This window comes from Anaerobacillus sp. CMMVII (assembly GCF_025377685.1).
Lineage (GTDB): Bacteria > Bacillota > Bacilli > Bacillales > Anaerobacillaceae > Anaerobacillus.
On the sequence record NZ_JACEHK010000001.1, the window covers coordinates 93,251 to 116,112 of the forward strand.

The following is a 22,862-nucleotide window of genomic DNA, read 5'->3' on the forward strand; positions in this document are numbered from 1 at the left end:
TGACAAAAATGAAAGTTTGATCTGCGTATAATAGAAACACGATAAATTAACGGGTGGTGGATATAGTGTTTCGAAAAGTACTTAAAGTGGTAGAACCAATGAGGGGACTGGTGGTGTCTGACCAATTGGAGTCGGACAACCTTAAGGAGAGTTTCACTGATCGAATGGGAAGTATTGCTTCACTTGTTTTTTATAAATGGGGGTTTCTAATATTTATTATTGGACTATTACTAGGTAGAGCAATGATCCTATCGGAGATGCTTCCTTTTATATTGCCTTTCTTCGCTACAATATTTCTAATGAAGCGCGAAAAGGCACCCATTGCAATGTTAGCATTGGTTGCTGGTTCTATGACTATCATTCCTATTAATGGGGTCTTTGCTTTTATTTCAATCATAAGCTTTCTAGTTTTATATCGTTTATTTAATACATTATATGAAAATAAGGTGAAAATATTACCTATTTTAGTTTTTACTTCAGTATTTACAACAAAAATTCTATTAACTTACATCTTTGAAGGAACGATTACTAATTATGTCTGGTTAGTAACAGGTGTTGAGGCAGGTTTGAGTTTTATTTTAACGATGATTTTCCTTCAGAGTGTTCCTATTGTAACTGAACGAAAGCGGAAACATTCTTTGAAAAATGAGGAAATCATTTGTTTAATTATTTTACTAGCGTCTATTATGACGGGAACGATTGGTTGGTTTGTTTACGGACTAGGTGCAGAAAATATGCTAGCACGCTATCTAGTGTTAATCTTTGCCTTTGTCGGTGGTGCTGCTATTGGTTCAACTGTGGGAGTTGTTACAGGATTAATTTTAAGTCTAGCAAGTGTTGCTAGTTTATATCAAATGAGTTTATTAGCTTTTTCAGGTCTCTTAGGAGGTCTTTTAAAGGAAGGGAATAAGGTAGGTGTTGGAGTAGGTTTGCTAGTAGGAACACTTCTTATTGGCCTTTATGGCGATGGAAATGGAGAAATTTCAGTTACTGTAATGGAGTCAGTCGTAGCCATCGTAGTTTTTATTGCCACGCCACGAAGCTTAATTATGAGACTTGCAAAATATATCCCTGGTACAGCTGAGTACTGGAAAGAGCAGCAACAATATTTACGTAAATTTAGAGATGTAACTGCAGGGAAAGTTGAACAATTCTCAACGTTATTCCAAACGTTATCAAATAGTTTCTCTAATGTGAATTTACCTGCTGAAGTTGAAGATCCAGAGCGCGAAGTAGATTACTTTTTAAGTAATGTCACAGAAAAAACTTGTCAAATGTGCCTTAGGAAGCAGCAGTGTTGGACTAAGAACTTCGATAAAACATATAACTACATGCAAGATATTATGGTAAGTTGCGAAGAAGATGAAAATATTAACAAACGATTAAAGTCTGATTGGTCGAGATATTGTTTAAAAGCTGAGAAAGTCATTCATGTTATTCAACATGAACTAAATCAATATAAAGCTGGAAAAAAGTTAAAACGACAACTACTAGAAAGTAGGCGTCTTGTTGCTGATCAGCTTTTAGGAGTTTCGAAAGTCATGGGTGACTTTGCTAAAGAAATTCAAAAAGAGCGCGAAAATCTTCAAATGCAAGAAGAGCAAATCTTAGACGCACTTCGTGATGCCGGTGTCGATATTGGTCACGTTGAGATTTTCCAACTTGATGAAGGAAATGTAGATATTGAACTTAGTGTTCCGACAAATCAGCATGGCGAGTGTGAAAAGTTAATCGCACCAATGTTATCACATATTTTAGAGGAACAAATTGTCGTCAAAAAAGTTGAAACAAGCTATTACCCGAACGGCCATACAGTTGTCTCCTTCGGCTCTGCAAAGCAATTTGTGATTGAGACTGGAATTGCAACCGTAGCAAAAGGAGGAGCTTGGATCTCAGGAGATAGTTACTCAACAATGGAAATAGGCTCTGGTAAATATGCTGTTGCTATTAGTGATGGAATGGGCAATGGTGAAAGAGCGCATTTAGAAAGTAATGAGACTCTTCAGTTACTACAGAACATATTGCAATCAGGGATTGAGGAAACTGTTGCAATTAAATCAATAAATTCAGTACTGTCATTACGGTCTACCGATGAGATATTTTCAACATTAGATTTGGCAATGATTGATCTCCAAGATGCTTCAGCAAAGTTTTTAAAGATTGGCTCAACGCCTAGCTTTATTAAAAGAGGCGAGAAAGTATTTATGATCGAAGCTAGCAATTTGCCTATGGGTATCATCAATGAATTTGACGTTGATGTCGTTAGCGACCAGTTAAAGGCAGGAGATTTATTAATCATGATGAGTGATGGGATTTTTGACGGACCTAAACATGTGGAGAATAGTGAAGTCTGGATGAGACGTATCATAAAAGAGATAAAGGCAGAAGATCCACAGGCAGTTGCCGACATTATCATCGAACAAGTAATTCGTACAGGAGATAATCGCATTGAGGATGATATGACCGTTGTTGTTGCCGGGGTGAAAAGAAATCTCCCAAAATGGGCAACGATACCGATGTACCAAACAAGTGGACTTAAGAGGAAGAAAGCGCAATAACAGTTAAGAGTGTAGAGTGTTGAGTTATTTTAGTATTTCTTCGTAGCTTTTCTTTCAAGCCACTCAAAACTCAAAACTCAAAACTCAAAACATGGAACTAGTAAAGAATTCAAAATATACAAACTAAATTAGTCAGATAAAGTATATTCCCCTTCGAAAACGTGAATGATGGTAACATTCATATGAATTGGAGGGGAATTGTTGTTATGAGGAAAGGTACATTAAAACAAATTTTATTATTAACAGATGGTTGTTCGAACCAAGGTGAAGATCCTATTGCAATTGCAGCTTTGGCGAAAGAAGAGGGCATTACAGTAAATGTGATCGGTGTAGTAGATGATGATCGGATTAGTGATCAAGGTATCGAGGAGATTAAATCAATAGCGTTATCAGGTGGCGGGATTAGCCAAGTCGTATATACTCAACAACTTGCCAAAACGGTACAAATGGTAACAAGAAAGGCAATGACGCAAACAATTCACGGTGTTGTTAATAGAGAGTTAACTCAAATACTAGGCAAAGACCAAGATATAGAAGATTTACCGCCAGAGAAGCGTGGGCAAGTGATGGAGGTTGTCGATGAACTTGGCGAGACAATGGATCTTGAACTTTTAATATTAGTAGATACAAGTGCTAGCATGAAAAATAAACTAGCAATGGTGCAAGAGGCTCTAACAGATTTGTCGATTAGTTTAAATTCTCGATTAGGGTCTAATAAATTTTCATTATACTCATTTCCGGGGAAACGAAAAGAAGTTGATAAATTGTTAAGCTGGACACCGAAAATTGATTCCTTAACAGGTGTCTTTCATAAGTTAGCATCTGGAGGTATTACCCCAACAGGTCCAGCTCTTCAAGAGGCGATTTCGATGTTTCCACGAAAGAGTAGAAGGAGTCTGTTAGCTGATGAGCAATTTGAAGCAGAGTCAAGTATGTAATCTACCTCCTGAAACAAAAATTGTTGGTAAATGGCATAAGAGACCCTATAAAATAGTAAAAGAATTAGGGAACGGAGCGACGGGAACTGTGTATTTAGCTAACTCTCCAGAGGGCTTAGTAGCAGTTAAATGGGTTTAAATAGTATGGCCATTACCTCTGAGGTAAACGTCCTCAAGCATTTTTCAAAGGTTCAAGGACAAGTCCTTGGGCCTTCTTTGGTTGATGTTGATGATTGGGTGACACCTGAAGGGACAATTCCTTTTTATGCGATGGAATACCTCAAGGGAGAAGACTTATTCACGTTTACTTCAGGTAAAGGTAGTGAATGGGTTGGAATTTTTATGGTTCAGCTGTTAGGGGATCTGGATCGCCTTCATCAAGCCGGTTGGGTATTTGGAGACTTAAAGCCTGATAACTTAATCGTTGTGGGTCCACCACCACGCATTCGCTGGCTCGATGTAGGTGGAACTACATTACTAGGTAGATCAATTAAAGAATATACGGAGTTTTATGACCGAGGATATTGGGGCTTGGGTACTAGGGTAGCGGAACCTACCTATGATCTATTTGCGGTTGCGATGATTATTATAAACGTAGGGTACCAAAATCGATTTGAAAAAAACGGTGAGGGAATTAAACAACTAAAGGAAAGAATTCAGAGGAAGCCAATTCTTAAGCAATATGAAACAGTTTTACTTAATGCATTACAGGGTAAATATCCAAACGCCCAAGTAATGAAAAAAGATGTTATTGAAGCGATCAGTAAATCAAAACAAACTATGGTTAAGCCAATTAAAAAGCAAACTGTAGTCAAAAGTCATCATCCGAAACCCCAAAAAACAACAAAAGAAAAGTCATCAGGAATTTTGGAAACGTTTCTTTTTGCCTCTTTCCTTCTTTTAGCATATATCCTATACTTATTTGGACAAATGATGTGAAGTTTTGAGTGATGAGTTTTGAGTTTTGAGTGTTTTTAAGCGCTGTTTGGAAGCAGTACCAAAAAACTCTTAACTCAAAACTCTACACTCTCAACTGCACTTTAAGAAGGGAGGGCTAAAATGGGAAAGGCAGACCAAATGATGGACGTATGTTTACTTGCTGGTGAAATCATGCTTACTTATGGTGCGGAAACTTATCGTGTTGAAGAAACATTAGAAAGGATGGCAAAAGCAGCAGGGTTAAAAAATGTTCATAGTTTTGTGACAACTACGGGGATCTTTATCTCGTTTAAGGATGACGATAAAGGGGACACGATGCAAATGATTCGGATTGATGACAGATATTATGATTTAAATAAGGTCACGCTTGTAAACCAAGTTTCACGGGAGTTTGTCATCGGTACGATAACAGCTGAGGAAGCATACCGAAAGCTACGAAAGATTGTTTTGTCACCGATGAATTATCCAATTTGGCTTATCCATTTTGCTTCAGGTGTTGCAGGAGGTGCATTTTCGTACCTTTTTGGAGGTGGAGTGAAGGATACCATTCCTGCCTTTATTGCTGGTGTAACGGCTAGTGTATTATTAATTGAGGTTGAAAAATATTTAAGGGTGAAGTTTTTTGCTGAGTTTATTGCAGCATTTACGGGAGGGGCAGTTGCGATTGCGCTCGTTTATGTGGGTTTTGGAACAAATTTAAACCAAATTATCATCGGTACATTAATGCCTTTGGTACCAGGAGTACCGTTGACAAATGCAGTAAGGGATTTAATGAGTGGAGATCTAGTTGCAGGTGTTAGTCGTGGTGCAGAGGCGACGATTACTTCCTTATCAATTGCTACAGGAATTGCTCTGGCAATTTCGTTATTCTTATAAATAGGTGGTAAATTATGATTGTTGAACTAATTGTTTGTTTTTTTGCAACAGTGTCATTTGGAATTATTTTTAGTGTGCCAAGAAACTCTTTGCTCATTGGAGGAGCAATCGGGATGCTGGCATGGTCAATCTTTCGGATTTTGCCTGATTTCGGAGTTACTTCAATTTTTGCAACAAGTATTGCATCTATTACGGCAGCTACGCTCGCACAATTTTTATCGAGGAGATTTCGAATACCGGCAACGGCTTTTACCATACCGGGGATTATTCCATTAGTTCCAGGCAGTAAAGCGTATTATACCATGTTGGCTTTTGTCGATAGTGACTATATCGGTGGTCTCGAGCTTGGGATAGAAACAATGCTACAAGCAGGGGCGATAGCTGCAGGAATTGTCTTCGCTCTAGCGGTATTTTCATTCGGAAAGGGGATTGGTCACCGCTATGAGGCAGGTCGTTAATTCCTTCATTAAAAAGCATTCGCTTTTATTTAGAGGTGCCACGGTTATTGTTGGTGTTTCTGGTGGACCCGATTCTCTTGCACTTCTTCACTTTTTAAAGTCGGAGGAGAAGCGAATGAACCTAAGGATTATCGCTGCACACGTAGATCATATGTTCCGTGGTGACGAATCAGCAGCCGATTATGCTTTTGTAGAAGATTACTGTAATAAAGAGAGTATTGAGTTTGAAGGTGTTCATATAAATGTCAGGCAATATCAGGAACAGCATAAGCTGAGTTCTCAAGTAGCGGCAAGAGAATGTCGTTATGATTTTTTTTCATCAGTAATGAATAAACATGGTGCTCAGGTACTAGCTTTGGCTCACCATGGTGATGATCAAGTGGAAACAATGATTATGCGACAAATTAGGGGAGCTCAAGGGTTTGGATTAGCAGGAATACCTGTAAAACGCCCATTTAGTAGAGGGATGATCATTCGACCATTTCTTTGTTTATCAAAAGATGAAATTTACCACTACTGTGGGACAGAGGGACTTAATCCAAGAATTGATGAGAGTAACTTTACTTCTAAATACATGAGAAATCGAATTAGAAATGGAATATTACCGGTATTAAAAGTAGAAAATCCAGCAGTTCATGAAAGATTTCAGCAGCAAAGTGAACTTAGGTTCGAGGACGAGTTATTTCTAGAATCATTAGCTGAACAAGAGATATCAAAAGTGATCCTCTCTAAAAAACCTCAAAAAGTGGTGCTTTCGATTTCTACATTGAATGATATGGCTATCCCTTTACAAAGAAGAGGCTTTCAACTAATATTAAACTATCTTTACGAACAAAACATACCAGAAATTACCTCTATACATATTGAACAGTTTTTGACTCTTGTTAAGAATGCTCATCCTTCAGGCTCTCTATCCTTTCCAAACGGTTTAAGAATTTCAAAATCCTATGATTACTGTACCTTATCCTTTGATAATGAAACAAAAGTCTCAGGGTTTAGTTATCAATTATTGGTACCGGGGATTGTAACTGTTAAAAAGGGTAAGATAATTGGAGAAGTCACCGATTTTTTTCCTACTCTTAAATTAAATAAAAAAGTAATTATTTGTGATTTTGAAAAAATAAAGTTACCTTTAATGGTAAGAAACCGTAGACCTGGTGATAATATGTCACTACAAGGAATGAGTGGTACGAAAAAATTAAAATCGCTATTTATTGATGAGAAAATTCAGCGCGAAAATCGAGACGATTGGCCAATAGTTGTGAATGGTAATGGTGAAATTCTTTGGGTTCCAGGATTAAGGAGATCCAATTTTGCTCTTCCTACACTGGATACAAAGAAATTTTTGGTGTTATATTATGAAACAAGTCTACAGCTAGATCTACCTACATAAATATTTACAATTGCTTTTACCAAAAGAAGAATGATTACTAAATTAGCTATACATTATTCTAGGGGGTTATATTTAAGTCATGATGAGAGATGAGATTAAGGAAGTACTAATTTCTGAAGAAGAAATCCAAGCGAAAATTAAGGAACTAGGTGCGGCACTAACTGATGAATATCAAGATCGTTTTCCGCTTGCGGTAGGAGTCCTAAAAGGTGCAATGCCATTTATGAGTGATCTAATTAAAAGAATTGATTGCCATATTGAATTAGACTTTATGGACGTGTCTAGTTATGGTAATGAAATGGTTTCTTCTGGGGAAGTTAAAATTATTAAGGATTTAAACACTTCTGTAGAAGGAAGAGATGTCCTAATAATTGAGGACATTATCGATAGTGGTTTAACATTAAAATATTTAGTTGAACTGTTCCACTATAGAAAAGCAAAGTCTGTTAAGATTGTTACGTTATTGGATAAGCCTGAAGGTCGGAAAGTTGATCTAAAGCCAGATCTAGCTGGGTTTAAAGTCCGAAATGAATTTGTTGTTGGTTACGGTTTAGACTATATTGAACGCTACCGCAACTTACCTTATATCGGTATATTGAAGCCAGAGATCTATCAAGGTTAATTAATTGTGAATAAGAATACTTTTGTGATACTATAATTTAAGCTTTATTTGCCAGTGGGAGGAGGTAAAAGATGAATCGAATTTTTCGAAATACAGTCTTTTATTTATTAATCTTTTTAGTTATTGTTGGGATCGTTAGTTTCTTTAACGGGCCGCAAACAGATACAAAGGATATGAAGTACGGTGAATTTCAGGCACATTTAGAACGTGGTGAAGTTGGCCCAACAACAATACAGCCTGTTCGTGGTGTTTATGTCATTCGCGGAAGCCTGAAAACAATGGCTGAAGGTGAGTCATTTGTTGTAAATATTCCTGAATCTGATATAGCTCTTGTTGATCTCTTAGAATCAGCTAAAAGAGGCGGTATCGAGTTAGAGGTGTTACAAGCAGAACAAACGAGTGGTTGGGTAACATTCTTTACTTCAATCATTCCATTTGTGATTATCTTTATTTTATTCTTTTTCCTTTTAAGTCAAGCCCAAGGTGGCGGAAGTCGTGTAATGAACTTTGGGAAAAGTAAAGCAAAGCTTTATGATGATAAAAAGAAAGCCAAGTTTACTGATGTAGCCGGAGCAGATGAGGAAAAGGCAGAGTTAGTTGAAGTAGTCGAGTTCTTAAAGGATCCTCGTAAATTTGCGGCAATTGGCGCTCGTATACCAAAAGGGGTCCTACTTGTGGGTCCTCCAGGTACAGGTAAAACCTTACTTGCTAGGGCAGTTGCTGGTGAAGCGGGTACACCATTCTTCTCGATTAGTGGTTCAGACTTTGTGGAGATGTTTGTTGGGGTCGGTGCATCACGTGTACGTGACCTGTTTGAAAATGCTAAGAAAAATGCACCTTGTATCATCTTTATTGATGAAATTGATGCAGTTGGACGTCAACGTGGCGCAGGTTTAGGTGGCGGCCATGACGAACGTGAGCAAACATTGAACCAATTATTAGTTGAAATGGATGGCTTTGGTGCTAATGAAGGAATTATCATTATTGCCGCAACGAACCGTGCTGATATTTTAGATCCTGCATTACTTCGTCCAGGTCGATTTGACCGTCAGATTTTAGTGGGTCGTCCTGATGTTAAAGGACGTGAGGCAGTTCTTGAGGTCCACGCACGAAATAAGCCATTAGCTAGCGATGTTAATTTAAAAACAATTGCTACTCGTACACCAGGTTTTTCAGGAGCTGATTTGGAAAACTTATTAAACGAAGCTGCTTTAGTTGCTGCTCGTCGCAATAAGAAAAAAGTTGATATGAATGATATTGAAGAAGCGATTGACCGTGTCATTGCTGGGCCTGCTAAGAAAAGCAGAGTGATTTCTGAGAAGGAAAAGAATATTGTTGCATATCATGAAGCTGGTCATACAGTAGTGGGTGTGAAATTAGAAAGTGCTGACCTCGTTCACAAGGTAACAATTGTTCCTCGTGGCCAGGCTGGTGGTTATGCCGTGATGCTTCCTAAAGAGGATCGTTACTTCATGACGAAACCAGAGTTAATAGATAAAATTATTGGTTTATTAGGTGGTCGAGTTGCCGAGGAAATAATTTTCGGTGAAGTAAGTACAGGTGCTCATAACGATTTCCAAAGAGCAACAAGTATTGCTCGTAAGATGGTAACTGAATATGGGATGAGTGATAAATTAGGACCGATGCAGTTTGGTTCAGCTCAAGGTGGTAATGTTTTCCTTGGTCGAGATATTAATAATGAGCAAAATTATAGTGATGCAATTGCCTACGAGATTGATCAAGAAATGCAACGTATTATTAAAGAGAGCTATGAACGTTGTCGTACGATCTTAACTGAAAACAAAGATAAGCTTGAATTAATTGCGCAAACATTATTAGAAGTTGAGACTTTAGATGCTGAACAAATCAAAGCTTTAATGACAGAGGGTAAGCTTCCAGAAAACCACCACTCTAATAATAAAGCGGAGACAGTTGCTGAAGGTGATGTGAAAGTAAACATTAGTGCCAAGAAAGATACATCAGATAAGCAATCTGATGAAGATGCACTACTACCTTCAGAAGAAACACAATCTGAAGATAATAAAAAAGAATAATTGAAAAAGGTGTCTTTCTAGACACCTTTTTTTAATCTTGATAGTAGGAATTTTTGCGGATATTAATGTAATATATAAGGTAACCGCTATCCTTAATTTTTGTTATTCATTTTTAATGTATAACTAACTATAATTAAGAGGATAAAAATACAAAACCTAAGTAGGTGACATGATGATATTTGTTTTAGATGTTGGGAATACAAACATTGTGCTCGGTGTATATGATGGGGAAGTGCTGAAGTATCATTGGCGTATTGGTACTAATCGACAGAAAACTGAAGATGAGTACGGAATGATGGTGAAACAGCTTTTTGCTAATGAAGAGCTACAGTTTAGGGATATCGATGGAATTATTATCTCTTCAGTCGTTCCGCCAATTATGTATGCCTTAGAGCAAATGTGTAAAAAATATTTTTCAATTACGCCTATGGTTATCGGCCCGGGAATCAAAACAGGTTTAAATATAAAATATGATAATCCTAAAGAAGTAGGTGCCGATCGCATTGTAAATGCTGTAGCAGGGATAGATTTATATGGTGGTCCGCTAATTATTGTTGATTTTGGAACTGCAACTACATACTGTTATATCAATGAAGACAAACAATATATGGGTGGGGCAATTGCACCAGGGATAGGTATTTCGACCGAAGCCCTTTATAATCGAGCATCAAAGTTACCGAGAATTGAAATTGTTAAGCCGAAAAATATCATCGGTAAAAACACGGTTAGCGCGATGCAAGCAGGTATTTTATATGGATATGTTGGACAAGTTGAAGGTATTGTTACTCGCATGAAGGAACAAGCAAATGGAAACCCTAAGGTAATTGCAACAGGTGGTTTAGCACCATTAATAGCCAACGAATCAACACTTATTGACGTTGTTGAACCGTTCTTGACCCTTAAAGGGCTTCAGATGATTTATAACAAAAATATTGAGTAGTGTTAGAGGATGTTTCAAGCATGGCAGGCACCATCGTTCAAGATGGTCGTAAACTAGCTTGAATCAGCCTCTTCGTTTTTCGTAAACTAATAAAAATGATTTTAATGAAGGTGGGAAAGTAATGTCAGATTACTTAGTAAAAGCTATTGGATTTGAAGGCAAAGTACGTGCTTACGCTATAAAAACAACGAAAATGGTCGGTGAAGCCGTTAGACGTCATGAAACTTGGCCAACTGCATCAGCTGCACTTGGAAGAGCGATGACTGCATCAACCATGATGGGCGCGATGTTAAAGGGTAATGAGAAGTTGACCGTTAAAATTGAAGGGGGCGGACCGATAGGGGCGATTATTGTTGATAGTAATGCCAAAGGCGAAACAAGAGGTTATGTAGGAAATCCTAAGGTCCACTTTGATTTGAATGAACACGGTAAATTGGATGTTGCACGTGCAGTTGGTAGAGATGGATTATTGGCAGTGGTTAAGGATCTTGGTATGCGTGATCATTTTACTGGAAGCGTCCCACTAATATCTGGTGAGCTCGGAGAAGATTTTACGTATTATTTTGCATCCTCAGAACAAACGCCAGCTTCAGTTGGAGTTGGGGTACTTGTAAATCCAGATAACTCAATATTGGCATCCGGTGGTTTTATCATCCAATTAATGCCTGGCGCGGATGATGAGACAATTACATTTATTGAAAACAGACTTGCTACAATACCACCAGTATCTAAATTAATTGAAGCTGGAATGCCGCCTGAAGAACTTCTCTATGCTCTACTGGGGGACGACAATGTAAAAATTCTTGAAAAGATGGATGTTGTGTTTAAGTGTACATGTTCGAAAGAACGAATTTCACAGGCTTTAATAAGTCTAGGGAAGGCAGAGCTAACTGAAATGATTGAAAAAGATGGCGGTGCCGAAACTGAATGCCATTTCTGTAACGAAAAATATACGTTTACGAAGGTTGAACTAGAAGAACTTAGGGAAGAGTCTAAATAAGAGTTAAGAGTGTAGAGTTTAGAGTTTTGTGGGTGGATTTAAAATGACGCCTTTACAATATTAATTATTTAAGTTAACAAATATTGGTTGACAGTTTCTGAATCCTCTGATAAATTAATATTAATTAAACCAATCTATTTACTCGGTATTAAAACTAAGATTTTTTCGAGGAGGATATTATAATGAAAGTAGTAAACTCAATTACAGATTTGATTGGTCAAACCCCGCTTGTAAAATTAAATCGGCTTGTCTCAGAAGATCATGCAGATATTTATTTAAAGCTTGAATATATGAACCCGGGAAGTAGTGTTAAAGACCGTATTGCATTAGCGATGGTAGAAACTGCTGAAAAGAATGGAACGCTTAAAGAAGGAGCTACCATTATTGAGCCAACTAGCGGTAACACTGGAATAGGTTTAGCGATGGTCGCAGCTGCTAAAGGGTACCGTTCGATATTAGTAATGCCTGAGACAATGAGTTTAGAGCGCCGCAATTTACTTCGTGCTTATGGGGCTGAATTAGTATTAACCCCGGGGCCAGAAGGAATGGGGGGAGCTATCCGAAAAGCAACAGAACTAGCCAAAGAAAATGGCTATTTTATGCCTCAGCAATTTGAAAATGAAGCGAATCCTGAAGTCCACCGTTTAACGACGGGTAAAGAATTATTAGAGCAAGTTGGAGAACAGTTAGATGGCTTTGTCTCTGGAATTGGAACAGGTGGAACAATCACAGGTGCAGGTGGAGTCCTGAAGGAAAAATTCCCTAACTTACACATTGCAGCTGTTGAACCTACGGATTCCCCAGTCTTATCTGGAGGCAAACCAGGTCCACATAAAATTCAAGGAATTGGTGCTGGTTTCGTTCCTGATATTTTAAATACAGCCATTTATGATGAGGTAATTCAAATCTCTACTGAAGAGGCTTTTGAATATGCACGTCGTGCTGCAAAAGAAGAAGGAATATTAGGTGGGATATCTTCTGGAGCTGCAATAGCAGCTGCTTTAAAAGTGGCAAAGAAACTTGGTAAAGGTAAAAAAGTTGTCGCGATCATCCCGAGTAACGGCGAGAGATATTTGAGTACAGCTTTATATCAATTTGAAGACTAAATGTAGAACAGTCCCCTTGGGGCTGTTTTTTTGTTTAGGTTAGCATTTTTAGTACTCAATGTTTAGATCATATGGATTTCTTATTTGTGGGAGATTAGATTTTTGTAGAAAGTAGCTCTCTGCCTTTTTATCTCCTGAAAAGGCGCGATTTATCGGGCTAATCAAGGTGCTTGGTCTCATCTTTTTGTAGAGCAATTTTTCCTGCTTTAAGTATCTATAACATTAGTGATAAAATAAAATGAGAAAAAGCAGAAACACTAATAATAAAAGTACTATAGTATATGGAGTGTGAACGTCATTTTGGGACAAACCGTAGCTAATCAAATCAATCAACGCTTTCCAATAGGTAAATCCATATGTGCAAAGAACTTTGATTGGTTTGCAAAATATAAAGAACTAGCTAAGTATAAAAAGCACCATATTGTTTTAGAAAGTGGTAGAGGTGGAAATTACACTATCATCGGTCTAGATCCTTGGGCGATATTATCAGGGAAGGATGAAGTATTAACTATCAAGGTAGGCAATGAAACAATCACGAAAATGGGTCCCTTGCTTCCATCAATGAAGGAGTGGATGAGTGTTTATCAAACCGAAACAGATGCTCTGTTACCTGAATTTCAGGGTGGTGCAATTGGTTTTATAAGTTATGACCTGATAAGACAGATTGAACGTTTGCCTAATCAAAGCCATGATGACCTAAATACGGAAGATCTGTACTTTTTATTGTTTGATGATGTCTTTGTATATGATCATAAAGAACAGCAATTTTGGTTTATTACACATTATCAAGAAGGTCAAAAGGCGATGGCTGAACAAAGACTTGAGGAACTAGAAGCACTTTGGTTAACTCCTGCTAGGGAACAACTCTGGGATTATAAATCTGAACTTGATATAGATGATCACTGGGAGGCTTCCTTAACGGAAGATGAGTTTAAACATGCTGTTGCCAAAATTCAAAATTACATCGCTGATGGAGATGTATTTCAGGTTAATCTTTCTGTTCGCCAAGCCAAAAGGCTTCAAACTGAACCGTTGCATATTTATGAAAAATTACGTGAAATAAATCCATCACCTTATATGTCTTATTTTCAGACACCTGAATTTCAATTTGTAAGCGGTTCTCCTGAATTGCTAGTAAAAAAACAGGGAGAGGACATAAGTACACGCCCGATTGCCGGTACAAGATCAAGAGGTAAAGATACTCATGAAGATGAACAATTAGCTCGAACGCTTATTGAAAACGAAAAAGAAAAAGCAGAGCATGTAATGTTAGTTGATTTAGAAAGAAACGACTTAGGACGAGTAAGTCGTTTTGGTACTGTAGAAGTTAACGAATTAATGGTCATTGAAAAGTACTCTCACGTGATGCATATTGTTTCAAATGTTCGCGGAAAGCTTGATCCTGCCTATGATCTTTATGACGTGATTGAAGCAACTTTCCCTGGAGGGACAATAACTGGTGCACCAAAGGTTCGAACGATGGAGATTATTGAAGAGCTTGAACCGGTACGGCGTGGTGTTTATACTGGCTCTATTGGGTGGATCGGGTATAATGGTAATATGGAATTAAACATTGCAATAAGAACGCTGGTTGCTAAGAATGGGTACGCTTATGTACAGGCTGGGGCAGGAATTGTAATTGATTCTAACCCAGAAGCTGAATATAAAGAATCACTAAAAAAAGCAATGGCGTTATGGAAGGCGAAAGAGCTGAGTGAAGCAGAGAAAAGTAAAGTGAAGAGCTGAGGAGGAGAACAGATGATTTTAATGATTGATAACTATGACTCGTTTACTTATAATCTTGTTCAATATTTAGGTGAAATGGGACAGGAATTAGTAGTGAGACGCAATGATAAAATTACAATTGAGGAAATTGAACAATTAAAGCCGAAATACTTGATGATTTCACCGGGACCTTGTAGTCCGAATGAGGCAGGAATCAGTATGGATGCTATTAAATATTTTGCTGGAAAAATCCCTATCTTTGGAGTTTGCCTAGGGCATCAATCGATTGCTCAGGTTTTCGGTGGCGATGTTGTCCGTGCTGAACGACTAATGCATGGGAAAACATCTGAAATGGTTCATGATAAGAAAACTATTTTTAAAGGAATGTCCTCTCCATTTACAGCGACAAGGTATCATTCCTTAATCGTAAAAAGAGAAACACTACCAAATTGCTTTGAAATATCCGCAGAGACCTCTGAAGGTGAAATCATGGCGATTCGTCACAAGGATCTTCCGATTGAAGGAGTGCAATTTCACCCAGAATCAATCATGACGGTCGATGGTAAAAAGCTATTAAAAAATTTCATTGAGCATTACTCTCGAGGTAACTAAATATGTATATATACTTGAATGGAGAATATGTCTTACAAGCTGAAGCAAAGATTTCTCCCTTTGACCACGGATTTTTATATGGCCTTGGCGTATTTGAAACATTTCGGATTTATGATGGTCATCCATTTTTATTGGATGACCATTTTCAGCGCTTAGCCAGGAGTTTAAGAGAGTTAAATATATCCTTGTCATTAACAAAAGCTGAACTTTTGGAAATCATAGAGAAATTATTGGAGAAAAATAAACTTCAGGATGCTTATATTAGATTCAATGTTTCTGCAGGTGAGGCACCAATTGGCCTCCAAACTGAACCTTATAAAGCCCCGAATGTTATTATTTTTATGAAACCGATTGGTCGATTAGATAAAATCAAAAAGGCTGCTATTCTAAATACAGTCAGAAATACACCAGAAGGAAGAGAGCGTTTAAAGTCACATCATTATCTAAATAATGTTTTAGGGAAACGTGAAGTTCCTGATCTGGATACGGAAGGGATTTTTCTAACTAGTGAGGGTTTTGTTGCTGAAGGGATTGTCTCGAATATTTTTTGGGTAAAAAAAGGGGAGGTCTATACTCCTTCCGTTAAAACAGGCATTTTAAACGGGATCACTCGTAGATTTATCCTTCAGCTTTTGAAAAAATATAATATTCCTTGTCATGAGGGGTGTTACGATGCTACTCAGTTAGCAGAAGCTGATGAAGTTTTTATCACGAACTCAATTCAAGAGGTAGTGGGAATTACAACGCTTGATGAACATCGATATCCTTCGGAAAGAAAAATGACTCAGTTTTTACAGCGTACCTACGAAGAATGTAAAAAACAACGCCTTTATGCAATTAAGGAATTAGAGGAAAGGATTTGATTTCATGTATACAGCGCCACTAATTAAATTTGGCAACCACGAGTTGGATTTATCAAAGAAAACGTTAGTTATGGGTATTCTAAATATAACTCCTGATTCATTTTCGGATGGTGGTAAATATAACGATATAGATTTAGCAGTTACAAGGGCTATCAAAATGGTTGAAGAAGGTGCTGATATCATTGATATCGGTGGTGAGTCAACGCGTCCTGGCGCTCTTAAGGTAAGTGAGGAAGAAGAAATTCGCCGTGTTATTCCAATTATCCAGGCAGTTTCTAATGTAGTGGATATTCCCATCTCGATTGATACGTATAAATACGAGGTAGCTAAACACGCCATTGAAGCAGGTGCAACGATTATTAATGATGTTTGGGGAGCGAAGGCTGAGCCTAAAATTGCTGAACTATCTGCTAGTCATAAACTACCAATCGTTATCACACATAATCGTGAAAATACAAACTATACAAACTTAATTGACGATGTCATAGCTGATTTAAAAGAAAGCATTACCATTTGCGAACAAGCGGGTGTTGAACATGAGAATATTATTTTGGATCCCGGAATTGGATTCGCAAAAACATTTGATCAAAATATTGAAGTAATGCAAAATCTAGATAAATTAGCGGAACTAGGATATCCAATTTTATTGGGTACTTCAAGAAAATCAATGATTGGAATGGCTTTGAATTTGCCAGCTAACGAACGTTTAGAAGGTACTCAAGCCACTGTATGTTATGGCATGATGAAGGGATGTCAGATTATGCGAGTACACGACGTCTTGGAAATTTCTCGAACTGTTCATATGATGGATGTATTAATGGGGAGAAGGTGAGTGAAAGTGGATAAGATTTTCTTACAGCAGTTAGAGTTTTATGGTTATCATGGAGTATTTCCTGAAGAAACGAAATTGGGACAACGTTTTATTGTTGACTTGATTTTAGAAACAAACTTAAGAGATGCGGGAAAAAGCGATGACCTAACAAAAACGATTAATTATGGTGATGTATTTAATACAGTGAAGGAAATTGTTGAAGGACCTCCCTATAAGCTCGTCGAGGCGGTTGCCGAAAAAATAGCTGAAGCTGTATTAAATGAATTTGCATTAGTTAATACTTGTACAATAAAAATGATTAAACCAAATCCACCTATTGCAGGACATTACCATTCGGTTGCCGTTGAAATTGTGAGAACTAAAAATGACTATGAGTAATATTGTTTATCTATCGCTAGGCTCTAATATGGGAGATCGGTACCAATTTTTGAAATTTGGTTTAAACAGTTTAAAAGAAGATGTAAATATATCCATAAAAAAGTGCTCATCTATCTATGAGACTTCACCAGTTGGATTTATAGAACAGGCTGACTTTTTAAATATGGTTATTGGGATTGAGACATCTTATACCCCTCTAGAGCTTCTTAAATGTACTCAAGCAATACAAGAAAAATCCGGCAGAAAGTTTAAAGTTCGCTGGGGACCTAGAACATTAGACCTTGACATTTTGTTATATAATCAAGAGAATATTGAGATGGACGGATTAACTATCCCACATCCACGGATGTATGAACGCGGTTTTGTGATACTCCCATTAATGGAAATCGCTCCTGATCTGTATTTTGAAGCAGTTAAACAATCAATTGCGCAGATAAATCAAGAATTATTAGATAAAGAAGGTGTTCGGTTATGGAAGAATCGATTTGGGGAAGAAGAATTAGAGCATTTCGAAAACTAAAAGGGTATACTCAAGAACAACTTGCAACAAAGTTAGGAGTATCGGTATCTGTATTAGGAGAAATCGAAAGAGGAAATCGTATCCCCTCTGAAGAGCTGATTAACCAAATATCTTTAGTATTGAATGTTGCTAAAGAAGATTTAAATTCTATAAATTAATTTTTAGATAGGAGGTGGCATCCATGTTAAAGATAGGTGATATTGCCATGAAAAATCCAGTTGTATTAGCTCCAATGGCTGGTGTTTGTAATCCGGCATTTCGTTTAATTGCCAAAGAGTTTGGCGCAGGGCTAGTATGTGCAGAAATGGTTAGCGATAAAGCTATTTTATATAAAAATGAAAAATCGTTACAAATGCTCTATGTCGATGAACAAGAAAAGCCATTAAGCTTACAAATTTTTGGTGGTGATAAAAAGACATTAGTGGAAGCTGCCAAAGTAGTCGATAAACAAACAAATGCAGATATTATTGATATAAATATGGGTTGTCCAGTACCGAAAATTACAAAGTGTGATGCAGGTGCTAAGTGGTTACTTGATCCAAATAAAATCTATGAAATGGTTGCAGCGGTTGTAGATGTGGTAGAAAAGCCAGTGACTGTTAAAATGCGAATTGGTTGGGATGAACAGCATATCTATGCTGTTGAAAATGCCAAGGCTGTTGAAAGAGCCGGTGGTAAAGCTGTTGCAGTTCATGGGAGAACCAGAGTGCAAATGTATGAGGGTACAGCTGACTGGGATATCATTCGCCAAGTAAAAGAAGCTGTAAACATACCGGTTATCGGAAATGGGGATGTAAAAACTCCGCAAGACGCTAAACGTCTATTAAAGACAACCGGTGCTGATGGAGTGATGATTGGTAGAGCTGCGTTAGGAAATCCATGGATGCTGTATCGTACGGTTCAGTATTTACAAACTGGCGAATTGGCTCCAGATCCAACACCAAGAGAAAAGGTTGATGTTTGTATGCTCCATTTAGATCGCTTAATTGCTCTAAAAGGTGAACGAGTAGCCGTCCGAGAAATGAGAAAACATGTTGCCTGGTATGTAAAAGGTATGAAGGGTGCTTCAAAAATTAAGGATCAAATTAATCAATTTGAGTCACGCAATGAAATTAAAGAAGTTCTCTATACCTATATTGAGGAAATAGAAGCAAGAGAAGCGGTAGTTCAGTAATTTGACAATCTACCTTATGTAACCTATAATACCTCTGTAATTAGTAACTGCCAGCAAGACGCTGGCAGTTTTCTATTATACATTTATCGGGAAATGGACATACAAGATAATAACTTTATATAAAAATACATAACTTCATTAAATAAATCGTTAGGAGATGAGAGTAGTGACAAATGAATTAGAATTAAATGATCAGTTGCTCGTGCGGAGAGAAAAACTCAAGAACTTACTTAATGAAGGACTAGATCCTTTTGGGAAAAGATTTGAACGTTCACACACAGCAGAGACGATGGATACAGAGTTTGGCGATTTAACAAAAGAAGAATTAGAAGCAAAAGAGCTTCAAGTGACGATTGCTGGACGTATTATGACGAAAAGAGGAAAAGGGAAAGCTGGTTTTGCCCATTTACAAGACCTTACAGGCCAAGTTCAAATCTATGTCCGTCTTGACGCAGTTGGTGAAGAGCAATACTCTATCTTTGACTCAATCGACATTGGGGACATTGTTGGTGTGACTGGTACGGCATTCAAGACAAAGGTAGGAGAGCTTTCTGTAAAAGTGAAAGACTTTCAACTTCTAACAAAGTCATTACGCCCTTTGCCGGATAAGTTCCATGGACTAAAGGATGTTGAACAAAGATATCGTCAACGTTATGTTGATTTAATTATGAATCCAGAAGTAAGGAAAACTTTTGTTACGAGAAGTAGAATTCTGAAGTCAATGAGAAACTATTTGGATTCGCACGGATACCTAGAAGTTGAAACACCAATGATGCACTCGATCGCTGGTGGAGCTTCTGCGAGACCTTTTATTACTCATCACAATGCTTTAGACATGGAATTATACATGCGTATAGCTATTGAACTTCATTTAAAACGTCTGATTGTTGGTGGTCTTGAAAAAGTTTATGAAATTGGACGAGTTTTCAGAAATGAAGGGGTTTCTACACGACATAACCCTGAGTTTACAATGATTGAACTTTACGAAGCTTACGCTGATTACAAAGATATCATGGCTCTAACAGAAAATTTAATTGCTCATATCGCAGAAGAAGTACTTGGTACAACCACTGTTCAGTATGGAGAGTACGAGGTTGACTTAAAGCCAGAATGGAAACGACTGCATATGGTAGATGCAATTAAAGAATATACAGGTGTTGATTTTTGGGAAGAAATGACCGATGAAGAAGCACGACTACTAGCAAAAGAACATAAAGTTCCAGTTAAAGAAACAATGACATATGGTCATGTGGTAAATGAATTCTTTGAACACTTTGTAGAGGAAAAATTAATACAGCCTACTTTTATCTATGGGCATCCAGTAGCTATCTCACCGTTAGCTAAGAAAAATCCAGAAGATGAAAGATTTACAGACCGTTTCGAATTATTCATTGTTGCTAGAGAGCATGCAAATGCATTTACGGAATTAAATGATCCAATTGATCAGCGTGAGCGTTTTGAGGCGCAGCTAGTAGAACGTGCTCAAGGTGATGACGAAGCTCATATGATGGATGATGATTTCGTAGAAGCTCTAGAATATGGAATGCCTCCTACAGGTGGGTTAGGAATCGGGATAGATCGTTTGGTTATGTTATTAACGAACGCACCTTCCATTAGAGATGTACTCTTATTCCCTCAAATGAAACATAAAGAATAATGATATGTGCCGCTCGTCTTAGCTAGAAGGCTGGGATGAACGGCATTTTTTTAATAAAAAAGATTGTTCTTAAGAGAAAAAGTGTTGACTCTGATTTCAAAAGTTGATATATTATTACTTGTCGCTTCGAGACAACGCCCGAAAGTTCTCATAAACAGGTGTTGACATTGTTGGGTGGCTATGTTATATTAATAAAGTCGCCGATGAGCGAACAAGTATCAAAAACATATCGTTCTTTGAAAACTGAACACACAGCCAAGCGAATTAAAGAGATAGTAAATATCTCGTCAATGCAACAAATTTTTTGAGCTATATCAAACACTTTTATGGAGAGTTTGATCCTGGCTCAGGACGAACGCTGGCGGCGTGCCTAATACATGCAAGTCGAGCGGAGATTTAAAAGCTTGCTTTTAAATCTTAGCGGCGGACGGGTGAGTAACACGTGGGCAACCTGCCCTGTAGACTGGGATAACTTCGGGAAACCGAAGCTAATACCGGATAATCTTTTGAGTCACATGGCTCGAAAGTAAAAGTTGGGTTTACCTAACACTACAGGATGGGCCCGCGGCGCATTAGCTAGTTGGTAAGGTAATGGCTTACCAAGGCGACGATGCGTAGCCGACCTGAGAGGGTGATCGGCCACACTGGGACTGAGACACGGCCCAGACTCCTACGGGAGGCAGCAGTAGGGAATCTTCCGCAATGGACGAAAGTCTGACGGAGCAACGCCGCGTGAACGATGAAGGCCTTCGGGTCGTAAAGTTCTGTTGTTAGGGAAGAACAAGTACCGTTCAAATAGGGCGGTACCTTGACGGTACCTAACCAGAAAGCCACGGCTAACTACGTGCCAGCAGCCGCGGTAATACGTAGGTGGCAAGCGTTGTCCGGAATTATTGGGCGTAAAGCGCGCGCAGGCGGTCTCTTAAGTCTGATGTGAAAGCCCACGGCTCAACCGTGGAGGGTCATTGGAAACTGGGAGACTTGAGTGCAGAAGAGGAGAGTGGAATTCCATGTGTAGCGGTGAAATGCGTAGATATATGGAGGAACACCAGTGGCGAAGGCGACTCTCTGGTCTGTAACTGACGCTGAGGCGCGAAAGCGTGGGGAGCAAACAGGATTAGATACCCTGGTAGTCCACGCCGTAAACGATGAGTGCTAGGTGTTAGGGGTTTCGATGCCCTTAGTGCCGAAGTTAACACATTAAGCACTCCGCCTGGGGAGTACGACCGCAAGGTTGAAACTCAAAGGAATTGACGGGGGCCCGCACAAGCAGTGGAGCATGTGGTTTAATTCGAAGCAACGCGAAGAACCTTACCAGGTCTTGACATCCTTTGACAACCCTAGAGATAGGGCTTTCCCCTTCGGGGGACAAAGTGACAGGTGGTGCATGGTTGTCGTCAGCTCGTGTCGTGAGATGTTGGGTTAAGTCCCGCAACGAGCGCAACCCTTGATCTTAGTTGCCAGCATTCAGTTGGGCACTCTAAGGTGACTGCCGGTGACAAACCGGAGGAAGGTGGGGATGACGTCAAATCATCATGCCCCTTATGACCTGGGCTACACACGTGCTACAATGGATGGTACAAAGGGCAGCAAAACCGCGAGGTTGAGCCAATCCCATAAAGCCATTCTCAGTTCGGATTGTAGGCTGCAACTCGCCTACATGAAGCCGGAATTGCTAGTAATCGCGGATCAGCATGCCGCGGTGAATACGTTCCCGGGCCTTGTACACACCGCCCGTCACACCACGAGAGTTTGTAACACCCGAAGTCGGTGGGGTAACCTTTATGGAGCCAGCCGCCTAAGGTGGGACAGATGATTGGGGTGAAGTCGTAACAAGGTAGCCGTATCGGAAGGTGCGGCTGGATCACCTCCTTTCTATGGAGTTAAAACTCTAGTCGATGCTTTTCTTTTAGAAAAGTACGCTGACGCTGTGTTTCAGTTTTGAGAGAATGATCTCTCATTATATTTAAGTTTTGGGCCTATAGCTCAGCTGGTTAGAGCGCACGCCTGATAAGCGTGAGGTCGGTGGTTCGAGTCCACTTAGGCCCACCATAACTTAATTAAATACATTCGGGGCCTTAGCTCAGCTGGGAGAGCGCCTGCCTTGCACGCAGGAGGTCAGCGGTTCGATCCCGCTAGGCTCCACCAATTACAATTATTGGTTATTGACATCATTCTTGAATGGTGTTATATTTATCGAGTCGCCTTTTTGGTGAT

At 38.7% G+C, this 22,862-nt stretch carries 21 protein-coding genes, 2 tRNA genes and 1 rRNA gene; all 24 read left to right on the forward strand.

All coding sequences use genetic code 11. The features are described 5' to 3' along the window. Positions 1-98 precede the first annotated feature (98 nt). The 24 genes from spoIIE (at position 99) to H1D32_RS00550 (ending at position 22,793) form a co-directional block, all read left to right on the forward strand. Positions 99-2,558, forward strand: a complete 2,460-nt coding sequence (spoIIE, locus tag H1D32_RS00440; RefSeq protein ID WP_396126134.1) for a stage II sporulation protein E — start codon at positions 99-101, stop codon at positions 2,556-2,558. A gap of 206 nt (positions 2,559-2,764) precedes the next feature. Then, the gene (locus H1D32_RS00445; RefSeq protein ID WP_261176268.1) at positions 2,765-3,496 is read left to right on the forward strand and encodes a VWA domain-containing protein; all 732 of its coding nucleotides are present in this window, start codon (positions 2,765-2,767) and stop codon (positions 3,494-3,496) included. Next, positions 3,465-3,635 (forward strand): hypothetical protein, encoded by a 171-nt coding sequence (locus H1D32_RS25225; RefSeq protein ID WP_396126121.1) that lies wholly within the window; start codon positions 3,465-3,467, stop codon positions 3,633-3,635. Before H1D32_RS00445 ends, H1D32_RS25225 begins: the two co-directional genes overlap by 32 nt. Continuing rightward, the gene (locus H1D32_RS00450; protein ID WP_396126122.1) at positions 3,626-4,435 is read left to right on the forward strand and encodes a protein kinase domain-containing protein; all 810 of its coding nucleotides are present in this window, start codon (positions 3,626-3,628) and stop codon (positions 4,433-4,435) included. Before H1D32_RS25225 ends, H1D32_RS00450 begins: the two co-directional genes overlap by 10 nt. 120 nt (positions 4,436-4,555) lie before the next feature. Next, positions 4,556-5,311, forward strand: a complete 756-nt coding sequence (locus H1D32_RS00455; RefSeq protein WP_261176269.1) for a threonine/serine exporter family protein — start codon at positions 4,556-4,558, stop codon at positions 5,309-5,311. 14 nt (positions 5,312-5,325) lie between these two features. After that, positions 5,326-5,769, forward strand: coding sequence for a threonine/serine exporter family protein (locus tag H1D32_RS00460; protein ID WP_261176270.1), 444 nt, complete (start codon positions 5,326-5,328; stop codon positions 5,767-5,769). Next, positions 5,753-7,162 (forward strand): tRNA lysidine(34) synthetase TilS, encoded by a 1,410-nt coding sequence (gene tilS / locus H1D32_RS00465; protein ID WP_261176271.1) that lies wholly within the window; start codon positions 5,753-5,755, stop codon positions 7,160-7,162. The genes H1D32_RS00460 and tilS overlap by 17 nt, the downstream gene beginning before the upstream one ends. Positions 7,163-7,244: 82 nt before the next feature. Beyond that, positions 7,245-7,784, forward strand: coding sequence for a hypoxanthine phosphoribosyltransferase (hpt, locus tag H1D32_RS00470; protein ID WP_396126135.1), 540 nt, complete (start codon positions 7,245-7,247; stop codon positions 7,782-7,784). 71 nt (positions 7,785-7,855) lie between these two features. Then, positions 7,856-9,838: an ATP-dependent zinc metalloprotease FtsH gene (gene ftsH, locus H1D32_RS00475; RefSeq protein ID WP_261176273.1), complete on the forward strand. Its 1,983-nt coding sequence runs from the start codon at positions 7,856-7,858 to the stop codon at positions 9,836-9,838. 172 nt (positions 9,839-10,010) lie between these two features. Beyond that, positions 10,011-10,778: a type III pantothenate kinase gene (locus tag H1D32_RS00480; protein WP_261176890.1), complete on the forward strand. Its 768-nt coding sequence runs from the start codon at positions 10,011-10,013 to the stop codon at positions 10,776-10,778. Positions 10,779-10,899: 121 nt separating this feature from the next. Continuing rightward, a complete protein-coding gene (gene hslO, locus H1D32_RS00485; RefSeq protein WP_261176274.1) occupies positions 10,900-11,778 on the forward strand; it encodes an Hsp33 family molecular chaperone HslO in 879 nt (292 codons plus the stop codon). 179 nt (positions 11,779-11,957) lie between these two features. Further along, positions 11,958-12,884, forward strand: a complete 927-nt coding sequence (cysK, locus tag H1D32_RS00490; protein ID WP_314733335.1) for a cysteine synthase A — start codon at positions 11,958-11,960, stop codon at positions 12,882-12,884. A 324-nt stretch (positions 12,885-13,208) separates the two neighbouring features. Then, the gene (locus H1D32_RS00495; protein ID WP_314733336.1) at positions 13,209-14,630 is read left to right on the forward strand and encodes an anthranilate synthase component I family protein; all 1,422 of its coding nucleotides are present in this window, start codon (positions 13,209-13,211) and stop codon (positions 14,628-14,630) included. A 12-nt stretch (positions 14,631-14,642) separates the two neighbouring features. Further along, entirely contained in the window at positions 14,643-15,221 is a 579-nt protein-coding gene (pabA, locus tag H1D32_RS00500; RefSeq protein ID WP_261176276.1) for an aminodeoxychorismate/anthranilate synthase component II, read from the forward strand. Positions 15,222-15,223: 2 nt separating this feature from the next. Further along, a complete protein-coding gene (gene pabC / locus H1D32_RS00505) occupies positions 15,224-16,084 on the forward strand; it encodes an aminodeoxychorismate lyase (protein WP_261176277.1) in 861 nt (286 codons plus the stop codon). 4 nt (positions 16,085-16,088) lie between these two features. Continuing rightward, the gene (gene folP, locus H1D32_RS00510) at positions 16,089-16,916 is read left to right on the forward strand and encodes a dihydropteroate synthase (RefSeq protein WP_261176278.1); all 828 of its coding nucleotides are present in this window, start codon (positions 16,089-16,091) and stop codon (positions 16,914-16,916) included. A gap of 6 nt (positions 16,917-16,922) precedes the next feature. Further along, positions 16,923-17,294, forward strand: coding sequence for a dihydroneopterin aldolase (gene folB, locus H1D32_RS00515; protein WP_261176892.1), 372 nt, complete (start codon positions 16,923-16,925; stop codon positions 17,292-17,294). Then, positions 17,287-17,814, forward strand: a complete 528-nt coding sequence (folK, locus tag H1D32_RS00520; RefSeq protein WP_261176893.1) for a 2-amino-4-hydroxy-6-hydroxymethyldihydropteridine diphosphokinase — start codon at positions 17,287-17,289, stop codon at positions 17,812-17,814. Before folB ends, folK begins: the two co-directional genes overlap by 8 nt. Then, positions 17,766-17,972 carry a helix-turn-helix domain-containing protein gene (locus H1D32_RS00525; protein WP_261176279.1) on the forward strand — a complete coding sequence of 69 codons (207 nt, stop codon included), beginning with the start codon at positions 17,766-17,768 and terminating at the stop codon, positions 17,970-17,972. Before folK ends, H1D32_RS00525 begins: the two co-directional genes overlap by 49 nt. Positions 17,973-17,995: 23 nt before the next feature. After that, positions 17,996-18,988, forward strand: a complete 993-nt coding sequence (gene dusB / locus H1D32_RS00530; RefSeq protein WP_261176280.1) for a tRNA dihydrouridine synthase DusB — start codon at positions 17,996-17,998, stop codon at positions 18,986-18,988. A 166-nt stretch (positions 18,989-19,154) separates the two neighbouring features. Next, a complete protein-coding gene (gene lysS, locus H1D32_RS00535) occupies positions 19,155-20,645 on the forward strand; it encodes a lysine--tRNA ligase (RefSeq protein ID WP_261176281.1) in 1,491 nt (496 codons plus the stop codon). Between the two features lie 323 nt (positions 20,646-20,968). Then, a 16S ribosomal RNA gene (locus H1D32_RS00540) occupies positions 20,969-22,520 on the forward strand. Between the two features lie 100 nt (positions 22,521-22,620). Beyond that, positions 22,621-22,697, forward strand: a tRNA-Ile gene (locus tag H1D32_RS00545). Between the two features lie 20 nt (positions 22,698-22,717). Beyond that, positions 22,718-22,793, forward strand: a tRNA-Ala gene (locus H1D32_RS00550). Positions 22,794-22,862 lie beyond the last annotated feature (69 nt).